Source organism: Methylobacterium sp. J-077 (assembly GCF_022829365.1).
Classification (GTDB): domain Bacteria; phylum Pseudomonadota; class Alphaproteobacteria; order Rhizobiales; family Beijerinckiaceae; genus Methylobacterium.
The window spans coordinates 1-12,829 of record NZ_JAKSYJ010000019.1; the positions used below are offsets into that span (position 1 = coordinate 1).

A 12,829-nucleotide genomic window follows, 5' to 3' on the forward strand; every position below is an offset into this window, starting at 1 on the left:
CGTGGATTTGTCCTGCTGCCGCGGCGCTGGGTGGTGGAGCGCTCCTTCGCCTGGGCGACGCGCTGTCGGGGTCTGGCCAAAAACTATGAGCGTTATGCCAGCACGCTCGCTTGTTTTCTCCTGATCGCTTTCGTCTGCCCCATGCTCAGACTGACCCTGACCCAGCAAACTGGTCCGCGCTGAGCGCAAGTTTTTCGGGCATCCTGAACCCTGAAGGGGGTGGATGCCATGCCTCGCAAACGCTTCACGAACGAACAGATCGCCTTCGCCCTGCGGCAGGCGGAGAATGGTGCGACGGTGGACGAGGTCTGCCGGAAGATGGGCGTGTCCGAGCCGACGTTTTATCGCTGGAAGAAGCAGTTCGTCGGCATGGGGGTGCCGGAAATCCGCCGGCTCAAGCAGTTGGAGGATGAGAACAGCAAGCTCAAGCGGCTGGTCGCCGACCTGACGCTGGACCGCTCCATGCTGCAGGATGTGCTCAAGGATCAGTGGTGAGGCCCGCCGCTCGCCGCGAGGTCGCCGGCCATCTGCAGGCGGCCTACGACATCAGCGAGCGTCGGGCCTGCCAGGCCACCGGCTTCGGCCGCTCGTCCCAGCGTTACAGGAAGCGCTCCGACCCGCGGGTGGCACTGCGGATGCGGCTGAAGGAGCTCGCTGCCGCACGGGTCCGCTACGGCAACCGACGGCTGCACATCCTGTTGCGACGGGAGGGCTGGGCCGTGAACCACAAGCGCACGTACCGGATCTACCGCGACGAGGGGCTGTCGATCCGGCCCAAGCTGCCCAAGCGCAAGCGCGCCTGACGCTATCGCCAGGGGCGACCGGCAATCGGTGGGCCCAACGAGGTCTGGGCGATGGACTTCATGTCCGACCGCGTCTTCGACGGGCGTCCGTTCCGGATCCTGACCGTCGTCGATTGCCACACGCGAGAGGCGCTCTCACTCACGCCGAGAGCCAACTTCCGCGCCTTCCAGGTGACCGAGGCGCTCGACGCCTTGGTCAGGCTGCGGAGGCGGCCGAAGAGCCTGCGGGTCGACAAAGGGCCGGAGTTCGCCGGCCGCATGCTCGACCAGTGGGCTTACCTGAACGGGGTCGAGATCGACTTCTCACGACCGGGCAAGCCGACCGACAAAGCCGACATCGTGTCGTTCAACGGCCGCCTCCGAGCGGAATGTCTGAACGCCTCGTGGTTCCTGTCGCTGGCCGATGCCCGCGAGCGCATCGAGGACTGGAGGTGCCACGACAACGAAGATCGTCCTCACACGGCCTTGGGCGGCTTGACGCCCCGAGCCTTCGCCAACCAAGCTGTCACCGCCCGAGAACTTGCATAGGCCGTGGACCACAAACGGGGTCAACTCCAGACCGACGATGCACTAACTTCAAACCTGGGCCACCGAATGGGGGCAGACCAAATTTCGATTATTTATTTGAATTATGCAGTTATTATTTGCAAACGCAGGTTAAGTATGTAATTAATCCGATGTATTGATGCTATATTATTCGAAGAATGATTTTTCTTAACCTACGGGTGCTTGTGCGCGATAGCATATGATCTTTGTCTTAACTGTGACATGCGGCCTGTTGATCGTCCGCGTGTTCGTGGGCGCCGGCCTCGTGCCGGCCTTCGACCCGCGGCCCTACCCCCCGGACTCGCACCTGCACCGCGACGGCGAGCGCTATCTCGGCTTCGTGTTCGATCGGGCGGCCAAGGCCGCCCGGCCCGATCCCGGCGATGTGATCGTGTTCCGCGACGGGCGCGCCTACGCGCACGGGGGATCGTGACATCAGCCGCCCCCTCTGACCCTCGTGCATGCCTTCTCGCCCGCTCAAGCCGTGGTCGTCGGACGGCTCGCCGGCACCGCCGGCCCGCTCTGGCAGGACGTGGGCCCGGCGGCTATCGTCTCGGAATTCCTGACCAGCGCGCAGTACGGCGTCGGATTTCCGGCCGCCGCGCTGAGCGGTGCGGCCCTGTTCGGCGCCTCGGGGGCTTCGTCCTACCAGACCTATGGCGCGGCGCTCGGGCTCGGGCTGAGCCCGGCGCTGACCGCGGCCGAGGCCGCCAACGCGATCCTGTCGCGCTGGCTGAAGCGGACGAACGGCGCAGCGGCTTGGTCGGGCTCGCTCCTCAAGATCGTCCCCTACGGCGACCAGGCCATGCCAGGCACCACGGCCTCGGGCGCGACCGTGACGTACCTGCCCAACGTCACGCTGGTCTACGATCTCACCGACGACGATTTCCCGTTCGCCGACGGCGAGGATCCGGTCCGGATCGCGCGCAGCGATCCCTGCGGCGTGCCCAACGTCCAGCGCGTCGAATGCTCGGATCGCCGGCATGGCTACAGCTCAAAGCGCTGTTCGGATGGGCCGACGGTAGCAAGGAGAGCGCGGTCTACACCACGACCGCGAACCGGGCGAAGATGGCCCGCGAAGCGCGCCGTTCCTCAAAAACAAATCCCGCACCTGTTTGCCCGGTGCGGGATGGGGCGGTAGAAAGCTTCTGATTTCAACATGTTAGAAATCAGATGGTGCCCAGGAAAGGACTCGAACCTTCACCTCTTGCAAGACTGGTACCTGAAACCAGCGCGTCTACCAATTCCGCCACCTGGGCTCGTCGCCGGCCTCGGCCGGCGACGGCTTCGTTTATGCGGACGGACAGGGTCCGTCAATCGCGATTTCGGCCTTTTTGGCCTCAGCCGCGCGGCCAGTCCCGGATGTCGACGAAGCGGCCGGCGACCGCCGCCGCCGCCGCCATGGCCGGCGAGACCAGGTGCGTGCGGCCGCGATGGCCCTGACGGCCCTCGAAGTTCCGGTTGGAGGTCGAGGCGCAGCGCTCCAGCGGGTTGAGCCGGTCGGAGTTCATGCCCAGGCACATGGAGCAGCCGGGCTCGCGCCAGTCGAAGCCTGCCGCCTTCAGCACCCGGTCGATGCCCTCGGCCTCGGCCTGCGCCTTCACGAGGCCCGAGCCCGGCACCACCATGGCCGAGACGCTCTCATGGACCTTGCGGCCCTCGACCATCTTGGCGACGACCCGCAGATCCTCGATCCGGCCGTTGGTGCAGGAGCCGATGAACACCCGGTCCAGGGTGATGTCGGTGATCGGCGTGCCGGGCGTCAGGCCCATATAGGCCAGCGCCTTCTCCTTGGACTGACGCTTGTTCTCGTCGGCGATCGCGGCAGGATCCGGCACGCGGCCCTGCACCGAGATCACGTCCTCCGGGCTGGTGCCCCAGCTGACGATCGGCGGCAGGCTCGCGGCGTCGAGGCGGACCTCGCGGTCGAAGAACGCGCCCGCGTCGGTGAGCAGGCTCTCCCAATAGGCCCGGGCCTTGTCGAAGGCCGCGCCCTTGGGCGCCTTCGGGCGGTCCTTCACGTAGGCGTAGGTGGTGGCGTCCGGCGCCACCAGGCCGGCGCGGGCGCCGCCCTCGATCGACATGTTGCAGATCGTCATCCGGCCCTCCATCGAGAGGGCGCGGATCGCCTCGCCGGCATACTCGATCACGTGGCCGGTGCCGCCGGCGGTGCCGATCTCGCCGATGATCGCCAGGATGATGTCCTTGGCGCCGACGCCGGCCGGCAACGCGCCGTCCACCGTGACGCGCATGTTCTTGGCCTTCTTCTGCACCAGCGTCTGCGTGGCGAGCACGTGCTCGACCTCCGAGGTACCGATGCCGTGCGCGAGCGCCCCGAAGGCGCCGTGCGTCGAGGTGTGCGAGTCGCCGCACACGATGGTCTGGCCGGGGAGCGTGAAGCCCTGCTCCGGGCCGATGATGTGGACGATGCCCTGGCGCCGGTCGAGGGCGTCATAGAACTCGATGCCGAAGTCGCGCACGTTCTCGGCCAAAGCCTCGAGCTGGGTGCGGCTCTCGGGATCGTCGATGCCCTTCGAGCGGTCGGAAGTCTGGACGTTGTGGTCCACCACCGCCAGCGTCTTCTCGGGGTGCCGGACCTTGCGGCCGGCCACGCGGAGGCCCTCGAACGCCTGCGGGCTCGTGACTTCGTGAACGAGGTGCCGGTCGATGTAGAGGAGGCTGGTGCCATCCGGCTGGACATCGACGACGTGGTCGTCCCAGATCTTGTCGTAGAGGGTGCGCGGGCTGGTCATCGGTTTTCGTCTTCGAATGGGATCGGTGCAAAGCTCTCGCGATAATGCGGGTTCCTTAGTAGGCATCGCGCGCGGTTTTCGGAAGAGGCAAGTCTTCGCCCTGTCACTTGGCCGCTCGGCGTTTGGCCCCCGGATGTCACCGCCGGGCGAGGGACGTGGCTGGCGCTGCACCGGGTCATGGCCCTATGCCGGGTCGAGCGTGACCAGCCGCATAAGTGGCCGTTCGGAAAAAAAGGGAGTGTGAGATGCCCGAAGCGCCGCCCGAGATCCTGCTGCTCAAGACGATGCACCCGCTGGTCGAGGCCGCCTTCGAGGGGCGCTTCTCCGTGCACCGGCTCGCCGCCGCCGCGGATCCGGGGGCCATGCTCGCCGAGATCGGCCCGCGGATCCGCGGCCTCTGCGTCGGCGGTCAGGTCGACGCCGCCCTGATGGACAAGCTGCCGAAGCTCGAACTGATCGCCAATTTCGGCGTGGGCTACGACGCCGTCGACGCCGTCGAGGCGCAGCGGCGCGGCATCGTCGTCACCAACACCCCGGACGTGCTCACCGACGAGGTCGCCGACCTCGCCGTCGGCCTGGTTCTGGCGACGATCCGGCGGCTGCCGCAGGCCGACCGCTACCTGCGCGCGGGTCATTGGCCGAAGGCGCCGTTTCCGTTGACGGCCTCCCTGCGCGGGCGGCGGGTCGGCATCCTGGGGCTCGGCCGGATCGGGAAGGCGATCGCCCATCGCCTGGAAAGCTTCGGCGTCGCGATCGACTATCACGGCCGCAGCCGGAAGCCGGGCGTGGCCTACACCTACCACGACAGCCTGATCGGCATGGCGCGGGCGGTCCATATCCTGATCGTGGTGGCGCCCGGGGGCGACGACACCCGCGCCCTGGTGGATGCCGCCGTCTTGGAAGCGCTGGGACCAGAGGGCATCCTGATCAACGTCGCCCGCGGCAGCCTGGTCGACGAGGCCGCTTTGATCGCGGCGCTCCGGGCGGGCACGATCCTGGGGGCGGGCCTCGACGTGTTCGAGAACGAGCCGCACGTGCCGACGGAGCTCGCCGCCCTCGACAACACCGTGCTGCTGCCGCATGTCGGCTCCGCCTCCGAGCATACCCGCACGGCGATGGCGCAACTCGTGGTCGACAACGTCCTGTCGTGGTTCGAGGGGCGCGGCCCGCTGACCCCCGTACCCGAGACACCCTGGAGCCCGCCCGCGTGAGACCCGCCCTGGCCGCACTGCTGGCCGCCCTGGCCCTGATCCCGAGGCCGGCGGCGTCGCAGGAGGACTTTGCCGCCCCCTCGGCGGCGCCGGAGCCGAGCCTCCTGGATCCGGGGACGCTGGCCGCACCCCCGATCGCGATGCCCGCGGCACCCCCTGCCCCGGCGAGCCTGCCCGAACGGCTCAGCGAGGTGCCCGGGACCTGGGATCTATCGCGCGACGGGACCAATCGCCGTTGCGTGATGACCCTGCGGAGCGAGAACGGCGATGCCGGCCAGCGGATCAGCTTCCCGGCCGGTTGCCGGCGCGCCCTGCCGGTCGTGAGCGGCATCGCCGGCTGGCTGTTCAGCGACCGGAGCGTGCGCCTGGTCGACCGGAACGTCCGCCCGATCCTCGAATTCGTCCGGCGGCCGGATCAGCGCAGCCTCGTCGCCAAGACAGAGGGCGGCGAGACCTATAGCCTGGTCCCCCTCGACATCGCGGCGATGCGCCCGGCCGCGTCCACGGCGCCCGACATCGCCGGGATCGAGACAGCACCGGCGCCGCCGTCCGCGTTGCAGACCGCGCCGTCCGTGCCGGCCGAATTGCAGCGCCCACCGACCTCTACCGCCACGGCGGCGCCCGGGCCGGCCCCAGGGGTCTACGCCCTCGACCGCTTTCAGGAACGCGACACCTGCCGCATCACTCTCGACGGGGCCGGCGGCGGCGTCCACGTCGTCCCAGGCTGCCACGATGGCGGCCTGGAGGTGTTCGATCCGGTCCGCTGGCGCTACGCCAACGGCCGCATGACGCTCACCGCCAAGCGCGGCCACACCATCGACCTGGTGTCGAGCGGAGACGGGCGCTGGCGGCGCGAGCCCGAGGTCGGTACCACCTTCGTGCTGCGCCGGGTCGACTGATCCTACCGGGACCCGCGGCCGTCCTGAACCGGCAGCATCCGCTCCAGCAGGCCGTCCCGGCGGATCACGAGGTGCCAGATCGTCCCGGCGATGTGCAGCAATACGAGGGCGTAGACGAACCACTGCCCGACGAGATGGATCGACTCGGCGATCTTCTGCGCGCCCTCGTCCTTGGCCAGGCCCGGGATGGTGAACAGCCAGAAATATGGCGTGTCCCGCCCCGACAGCGCGCTGAGCAGGTAGCCGCTGACCGGCATGATCAGGAAGATCGCGTAGAGCAGCCAGTGGTTGACGCGGCCGATCAGCGTCAGCAGCCGCGGCGCCTGGGGATCGGGCGGCGCCGGCCGGACCATGCGCCAGACAATCCGCAGGACGACGATCGCCAGGATCGTCAGCCCGACCGACTTGTGCAGCACGAACATATTGCCCTTGAGGGGCGCGGGCGGCAGGCTCATCGCCACCCAGGCGAGCGGCAGCACCGCCAGTGCCAGCGCGGCCGTCACCCAGTGCAGCGCCTGCGAGACCGGATGGTAGCGCGGCAGGCCCGAGGCCGTGACGTAGGTGGCGGGCAGCGGTGTCCCCGCCTTCTTGCCGGCCGTGATGCTTGAACCTGCCATGATCCCTCTCGGTTGGGCGTCGTCCACCGTGGACCTGAGCAGACCGGCGCTGGTCAACCAACGCCGAGCCCGATCACGTTTTAGAACGATCCCAGGTTACCGTTGTAAAACCGCTCCGGGCCGGCTGCAAATTCAGGATGCCGCTGCGTCAGGCGGCCGCGCCGGCATCGATCGTCCGGGCCACGTCGATCAGCGCGGCCAGCTCCACCGCCGCCGCGGCGAGGCGGGCGGCCACGGTCGCGTCGGTGATGCGGCCGTCGGCCATGTCCTCGGGGCCGGCATAGACCGAGGTCGGCGCGACGTGGGCCGCGAAGAAGCCGAACAAGGGCCGCAAGCCGTGCTCGACCACCAGGGCATGGCGCAGGCCCCCGCCCGTGGCTGTGAGCACCACCGGCATGCCCGCCATCCGCGCCGGATCGACGAAGTCGAACACGTGCTTGAACAGTCCGGCGTAGCCGCCCTGGTAGACCGGAGTCCCGACGATCAGGGCGTCCGCCCCCTCGATCGCGGCGATCAGGTGCTCCGCCGGCAGGGGCAGATCCGCGCGGATGGACGCCCCGATCCCGGGTCCGGCATCGACCAGGTCGTAGACCGTCAGCTCAATCCGGCGCAGCCGCGCGAGTTCGGCGCCGACCGCCTCGACGAGATCGCGGGTCCGAGAGGGACGCTTGGCACTCCCGGAGAAGGCGACGACACGGGGAAGGCTCGGCTTGACGCTCACGACTCGACGCTCACCTGGACATGGTCTTTCAGACGCCGAGCGCCCGGCGGCGCTTCGCAGAGAGGCGCGCCCGCAGTTCGTAGTCCGGCGGCACGGTAACGCATTCCGGCCGTGGATGAAGCCTCGATCCCGTGGCCGGTTCGATTGGACGCGTCACGCCAAGGCCATCGTCTCAGCCGTGCAACCGCCAGACGTGGCTCTGCTTGATCTCGGCATCTTCCAGAGTGCGGGAGACCGGAACGGCGTAGGTCGCCAGGCATTCCAGGCGCTCCCGCGGCAGGTAGGTGCGTCCCGGATCGCCGATCAGCACCGTGAGCCCGCGCGCCTTCAGGTCGGTCAGCCAGGCGGTCACCGCCCGGGCGAGGTCGCGCTCGTAGAACACGTCGGCCGCGAAGACGAGATCGGCCTCCGGCACCGTGCCGAGGAGGTCGGCCGAGACCGGCTGGATCAGGCCGGCGACGCCGTTCGCGCCGGCGTTGAGGCCGATCGCCGCCACGGCGAACGGGTCGAGGTCGCTGGCGACGACGTGCTCTGCGCCCGCCCGGGCCGCGGCGATCCCCACCAGGCCGGAGCCAGAGGCGAAATCCACGGCCCTGCGCCCCTGCGCGATCTCGGGATGGTCGAGGATGTAGCGAGCGAGCGCCTGCCCGCCGGCCCAGGCGAAAGCCCAGAACGGCGGCGGCAGCCCGATCTCCTGCAATTCGTCCTCGGTCTTCTGCCAGAGCTCGGTCGCCTCGTCGGCGACGTGGAGCCGGATCTCCGGCGCGTAAGGAACCGGCAGCAGCCGGGTATGGGCCGCGATGAAGCCGCGCGGATCGTCCGGGGCGCGCATGATCAAGCGTCCAGCAGGTCGCGCCAAACGGCGCAGACCTGATCGGTCACGGCGGCCTCGGTGAAGCCGCCCGCCTCGATCCGCGTCCGGGCCGCCGCGCCGAGGCTCGCGACCAAAGCGGGATCGCCGCTCAGGCGGACCAGCGCGTCGGCCAGGGCCGGGGCGTCGCCGGGCGGCACGAGCAGGCCCTCGATCCCGTCGCGCACGAGGCTGCGGCAGCCCGGAACGTCGGTGGTGACCAGCGCCCGGCCGCAGGCGCCCGCTTCGAGCAGGCTGCGCGGGAGCCCCTCCCCGCCCCGCGACGGCAGGCATGCGACGTGGTGGCTCGCCCAGACGGCGGCCACGTCGGAGGTCGGGCCGTGCCACGCGACGCCGTCGTGGCTCCAGTCGCGCAGGGTCGCCGCGTCGATCGCTCGGCGGTTCGACGGGTCGGGCGCCCCGAACAGGGCGAGGTCCACGGGGGCGCCCCGGACCCGGGCCATGCGGGTCGCCTCGACCGCCACGTCGATGCCCTTCGACCAGAGCATGCGCGCCACCACGGCGACCTTGAGCGGCGGCATCGCGGGCAGCGGCCGTGGCTGGAACGCGTCGCAATCGACCCCCGCCCCCCCGACCACCGTCACCGACTGCTCGGACGGGTCGAGGCCGAGCGCCAGGGCGTCGTCCGGGTTCTCGAACAGGAAGCGGGTGCGCGCCGAGGCCAGCGGCCCCCGGATCAGCGCCTTCAGGCCGAGCCGGGCCGCGCGCCCGACCCGGTCGCTGCGGGCGCCGACGAGGCCGAGCCCGGTCAGAGCGTAGACCCGCGCCGGGATACCGGCCATGGCGGCGGCGGTCCCGCCGACCAGGATGCTCCGCAGGGCGATGCAGTGGACGATGTCGGCGTTCAGCGCCTTCAGGATCCCGGCGAGCTGCCCGGCCGCGTAGCCGGCCGCCATCGGGTTGAGGCTCGCCCGCTCCGCCTCCAGCGGCACGACGCGCGCGCCGGTCGCCTCGATGGCGGCGCGGTGCGCCCGCACCCGGGTGACGACCGCGACCGAGAGCCCCATGCCGATCGCGGCGCGGGCCATGGGCAGGAAGTGGGAGGCGAAGAACCAATCCTCGGTCACCACGAAGACGAGGCTTCGCTTCGGGGTCGGCAGGGTTTCGCGGGCAGGTTCGGAATCCATGCCGTCCCTCTAGCACGGCGCAGCGGATCGGCCTGCGACGGATGCGCAGACCCGGAACGGCGGTCGGGCGCCGCCGGTTGATCAGCGCCTTCTCGCCGGGCGGTCCCGGCGGCGTATCCGGGAGGGGCGGCGATGGCGGATGTCGAGACGGACCAGAACGGCGGGACCCTGCGGGCGGCGGCCGAGGAAGCCGGCCTCGTCTATGTCGACGACAGCCGGCCGGGCCTGACGCGCAAGCGCAGCGGCACGGGTTTCCGCTATCTCGACGCGAAGGGCGCCCCGGTGCGCGACACGCGGGTCCTGGCCCGCATCCGCGCCCTGGCGATCCCTCCGGCCTACACCGACGTCTGGATCTGCGCCCGCAGCAGCGGCCATATCCAGGCCACTGGCCGGGACGCCAAGGGGCGCAAGCAGTACCGCTATCATCCCGACTTCCGACAGGCGCGGGAAGCCAACAAGTTCTCGCGGATCATGGCCTTCGCGGACGCCCTGCCCGGCATCCGCCAGCGGGTCGATGCCGACATGAAGCGGCCGGGCCTGTGCCGGGAGAAGGTGCTGGCCACCGTGGTCCACCTGCTCGAGACCACGCTGATCCGGGTCGGCAACGACGATTACGCCCGCACCAACAAGAGCTACGGCCTCACGACCTTGCGCGATCCGCATGTCCGCATTGAAGGCGCGGAGCTGTCGTTCCGGTTCAAGGGCAAGAGCGGCAAGACCTGGGACGTGTCGCTGAAAGACCGGCGTGTCGCCCGGATCGTGAAGGCCTGCCAGGACCTGCCCGGGCAGGAGCTGTTCCAGTACATCGACGGCGACGGAATCCAGCGCGACGTGACCTCGTCGGACGTGAACGCGTATCTGCGCGAAGTCACCGGCGAGGATTTCACCGCCAAGGATTTCCGGACCTGGGCCGGGACGGTCCTGGCGGCCCTGGCCCTGCGCGAGTTCGAGAGCTTCGACAGCGAGGCGGGTGCCAAGCGCAACGTCCGCGCGGCGATCGAGAGCGTCGCCGGGCGGCTGGGCAACACGCCGACGATCTGCCGGAAGTGCTACATCCACCCCCAGATCCTCGACTGCTACCTGGAGGGCGATCTCCTGCTTCAGGTCAAGGACGCGGTCGAGACCGAGCTGAGCGGGGATCTCGGCAAGCTCCGCTCCGAGGAGGCGGCGGTGCTCGGGCTGCTTCAGGCGCGACTGGCCGCGTCGCAGGACGATGCCAAGGCGGGTAAACTGGTCAAGCCGGCTGCGGCTCAGGTTCGCAAACGGGGTACGGCGAAGAAGTCGGCGTCCCGGGCCAAGTCGGCGGTCAAGTCGGCGGCCAAGTCGTCAGCCAACTCGGCAGCGAGCGGGAAACGATCGTCCGGCGGTTCGCGGGGCCGCGCCGGGGCGCAGGTCGGTGTGGTGTAGGGGGGCAGCCCCGCCGGGGCTGCCCGGGATCCCGGTCAATGCCGGGACTGGTTGCTGCCGGAGCCACCGCGGCGGTTCTGGTCGCTGTCGACCACCGGGGCCAGGCCAAGCTGGCGGGCCAGCGAGACCAGGTCCTTCAGCCGCCCGGTCTGCGTCTTGCGGCGCAGGTTGAGCCGGTGGGTCTCCACCGTCCGCACGCTGAGCGCGAGGCGGCGGGCCACCTCCTTGTTGCTGAAGCCCGAGCTGAGGAAGCGCAGCACCTCCGCTTCGCGCGGCGTGAGCCCGAGACCGTCGCCCTGTTCCGCCGGCACCACGGCCTGCTGCTCCGGGGGGACGAGGCAATCCGATCCCTCGGCCAGGGCGAGCAGGGCCGCACCCAGCTCCCGCGGCGACTTCGACCGGGCCACGAAAGCGTCGGCGCCCGCCGCCAGCAGCGCCCGGAGGTCGTCGGCGGTGAGTGCCCCGAACGCCACGAGCGTGCGCAGGTTCGGCTGCCGCTCCTTCAGGCCGACGAGGCGGGCGATGCCATCGGCCAGCCGAATCTCGTCGAGGAAGATCAGGGCGACCGCATTCGCGGCATCGGCCTGGTCCAGATCCTCCATGCCGATCGTGTGAAACTCCGGCATATGCTCCAGAGTGGCGCGAACAGTCGCGCTCAGGTCCTGCGGTTCATCCAGGATCAGGACGCCAACGGCCGTACTCATGACCTCGCACCTTTCGTCTCCCGGCGATACAAAGGGGCCGGGATCGGATGCGTAGTTCCAAGATCCATTCCACGAGTTTGGGGCGAATATTAAGCTTTATATTCGCAGATTCTGTCGATTCCTGTCTTCGTGCCACGATTTGGTGTGCCAATGTGGGCCGCCAACTTTAACCGTCCCGCACTGGATCGTCCCACGCTGGGGCGGCTCGGCCGTCTCAGCTTGCGACGGCCAAGGTGACGTCGTTCTGGTACGGCACGACGCGGTTACGTCCGCCGCTCTTGGCCGCGTAGAGCGCCAGGTCGGCCCGCTTGAGGAGCGCGTTGACGTCGTCGGCCTCGATCCAGGTGCTGACGCCGAAGCTGCAGGTGAACCCGATCGCATGTCTGCTGCCACGGATGCGCAGAGCCTGAATGCCTTCACGCAGGCGCTCGGCCCGGGCGGTCGCCTCATCGAGGCTGCAGCCCGGGAGGACGATGCCGAACTCCTCGCCGCCCAGGCGCCCGCCGATGCCGTCCCCGGCGATCAGCTCGGCCACGGCCTTGATGGCGACGTCGCCGACATCGTGGCCGTGCTCGTCGTTGATCCGCTTGAAATGGTCGATGTCGGCCAGGATCGCCGAGATCCCGCCCGGGCGCCCGCCCTGCTCCGCGGCGAGACGCGCCCGATCGAAGAAGGCGCGCCGGTTGTAGACCCCGGTGAGCGGATCGGTCTCGGCGAGGCGGATCAGCTCCTCCTGCAGGGTGATCAGGCGCTCGGCCGCGCGCAGCCGCGCGTTCAGCTCCTCGGCGCTCGGCGGTTTCTCGATGAAGTCGTCGGCGCCGCTGTCGAGCGCCTCGGCCAGGCTGCGGACGTTGCGGGCGGACGACATGGTGATGACGTGCAGCGGCCGGCGCTCCTCGGCGAGCAGCCGCGCGGACCAGCAGAGTTCGAGGCCGCAGAGCGGCCGGACCTCGACGCTGGTGATCAGGACGCGGACCGACGGCGTGGCGGCAAGGTATTCCAGCGCCTGCGCGGAATCCGTGAACGCGTGCACCGCGTGACCGCGCGGTTCGATCAGGGACGCGATGATCTGGAGGACGACGCGGCTCGAATCGACGACAACGATCTGCATGGGATGGCCCGAACCCGATATCTGGTGTCTATGCGCCAAGACTTAACTTGAACCCAACA

General features: G+C 69.5%; 13 protein-coding genes, 1 tRNA gene and 1 pseudogene. 7 read left to right on the top strand and 8 right to left on the bottom strand.

Going from position 1 to position 12,829, the window contains the following annotated elements; genetic code table 11:
* From MKL11_RS00545 to MKL11_RS33350, 4 genes and pseudogenes are all read left to right on the top strand, one after another.
* A partial coding sequence (locus tag MKL11_RS00545) for a transposase (RefSeq protein ID WP_243939303.1) occupies positions 1-183 on the top strand: 183 nt, incomplete at its 5' end.
* Positions 184-228: 45 nt separating this feature from the next.
* Positions 229-1,331: pseudogene (locus MKL11_RS00550) on the top strand (IS3 family transposase).
* A 250-nt stretch (positions 1,332-1,581) separates the two neighbouring features.
* The gene (locus MKL11_RS00555; protein ID WP_243939304.1) at positions 1,582-1,782 is read left to right on the top strand and encodes a hypothetical protein; all 201 of its coding nucleotides are present in this window, start codon (positions 1,582-1,584) and stop codon (positions 1,780-1,782) included.
* A gap of 24 nt (positions 1,783-1,806) precedes the next feature.
* Entirely contained in the window at positions 1,807-2,490 is a 684-nt protein-coding gene (locus MKL11_RS33350; protein WP_243939307.1) for a phage tail protein, read from the top strand.
* A 33-nt stretch (positions 2,491-2,523) separates the two neighbouring features.
* Here MKL11_RS33350 and MKL11_RS00565 read toward each other — a convergent pair.
* Positions 2,524-2,608, bottom strand: a tRNA-Leu gene (locus MKL11_RS00565).
* Positions 2,609-2,689: 81 nt separating this feature from the next.
* Positions 2,690-4,102, bottom strand: coding sequence for a 3-isopropylmalate dehydratase large subunit (gene leuC / locus MKL11_RS00570; RefSeq protein WP_243939309.1), 1,413 nt, complete (start codon positions 4,100-4,102; stop codon positions 2,690-2,692).
* Between the two features lie 245 nt (positions 4,103-4,347).
* On the opposite strand from leuC, the gene MKL11_RS00575 reads away from it, so the two are divergent.
* Together MKL11_RS00575 and MKL11_RS00580 are read left to right on the top strand one after the other, a co-directional pair.
* Entirely contained in the window at positions 4,348-5,313 is a 966-nt protein-coding gene (locus MKL11_RS00575; protein WP_243939311.1) for a 2-hydroxyacid dehydrogenase, read from the top strand.
* Positions 5,310-6,212 carry an AprI/Inh family metalloprotease inhibitor gene (locus MKL11_RS00580; RefSeq protein WP_243939312.1) on the top strand — a complete coding sequence of 301 codons (903 nt, stop codon included), beginning with the start codon at positions 5,310-5,312 and terminating at the stop codon, positions 6,210-6,212. The genes MKL11_RS00575 and MKL11_RS00580 overlap by 4 nt, the downstream gene beginning before the upstream one ends.
* Positions 6,213-6,214: 2 nt before the next feature.
* Here MKL11_RS00580 and MKL11_RS00585 read toward each other — a convergent pair whose 3' ends face one another.
* From MKL11_RS00585 to MKL11_RS00600, 4 genes are all read right to left on the bottom strand, one after another.
* On the bottom strand, positions 6,215-6,829 hold the full coding sequence (locus tag MKL11_RS00585; protein WP_243939313.1) for a cytochrome b: 615 nt from the start codon (positions 6,827-6,829) through the stop codon (positions 6,215-6,217).
* A 148-nt stretch (positions 6,830-6,977) separates the two neighbouring features.
* The gene (locus tag MKL11_RS00590; protein ID WP_243939314.1) at positions 6,978-7,550 is read right to left on the bottom strand and encodes an NAD(P)H-dependent oxidoreductase; all 573 of its coding nucleotides are present in this window, start codon (positions 7,548-7,550) and stop codon (positions 6,978-6,980) included.
* Between the two features lie 172 nt (positions 7,551-7,722).
* Entirely contained in the window at positions 7,723-8,382 is a 660-nt protein-coding gene (locus tag MKL11_RS00595; protein WP_243939315.1) for a class I SAM-dependent methyltransferase, read from the bottom strand.
* Positions 8,383-8,384: 2 nt separating this feature from the next.
* Complete coding sequence (locus tag MKL11_RS00600) at positions 8,385-9,548, bottom strand: glycosyltransferase family 4 protein (RefSeq protein ID WP_243939316.1); 1,164 nt, start codon at positions 9,546-9,548, stop codon at positions 8,385-8,387.
* A gap of 132 nt (positions 9,549-9,680) precedes the next feature.
* Between MKL11_RS00600 and MKL11_RS00605 the strand changes: the two genes are divergently transcribed.
* Entirely contained in the window at positions 9,681-10,955 is a 1,275-nt protein-coding gene (locus tag MKL11_RS00605; protein WP_243939318.1) for a DNA topoisomerase IB, read from the top strand.
* Between the two features lie 35 nt (positions 10,956-10,990).
* Here the strand turns inward: MKL11_RS00605 and MKL11_RS00610 are convergent, their stop codons facing one another.
* On the bottom strand, positions 10,991-11,659 hold the full coding sequence (locus MKL11_RS00610) for a LuxR C-terminal-related transcriptional regulator (protein WP_243939320.1): 669 nt from the start codon (positions 11,657-11,659) through the stop codon (positions 10,991-10,993).
* Between the two features lie 214 nt (positions 11,660-11,873).
* Positions 11,874-12,770, bottom strand: coding sequence for a GGDEF domain-containing protein (locus MKL11_RS00615; RefSeq protein ID WP_243939322.1), 897 nt, complete (start codon positions 12,768-12,770; stop codon positions 11,874-11,876).
* Positions 12,771-12,829: the final 59 nt, after the last annotated feature.

Coding starts and splice junctions, on each gene's coding strand:
- MKL11_RS00600 (WP_243939316.1), bottom strand. CDS start 9,548: ATGGATTCCGAACCTGCCCGCGAAACCCTGCCGACCCCGAAGCGAAGC.
- MKL11_RS00605 (WP_243939318.1), top strand. CDS start 9,681: ATGGCGGATGTCGAGACGGACCAGAACGGCGGGACCCTGCGGGCGGCG.
- MKL11_RS00615 (WP_243939322.1), bottom strand. CDS start 12,770: ATGCAGATCGTTGTCGTCGATTCGAGCCGCGTCGTCCTCCAGATCATC.
- MKL11_RS00575 (WP_243939311.1), top strand. CDS start 4,348: ATGCCCGAAGCGCCGCCCGAGATCCTGCTGCTCAAGACGATGCACCCG.
- leuC (WP_243939309.1), bottom strand. CDS start 4,102: ATGACCAGCCCGCGCACCCTCTACGACAAGATCTGGGACGACCACGTC.
- MKL11_RS00595 (WP_243939315.1), bottom strand. CDS start 8,382: ATGCGCGCCCCGGACGATCCGCGCGGCTTCATCGCGGCCCATACCCGG.
- MKL11_RS00585 (WP_243939313.1), bottom strand. CDS start 6,829: ATGGCAGGTTCAAGCATCACGGCCGGCAAGAAGGCGGGGACACCGCTG.
- MKL11_RS00610 (WP_243939320.1), bottom strand. CDS start 11,659: ATGAGTACGGCCGTTGGCGTCCTGATCCTGGATGAACCGCAGGACCTG.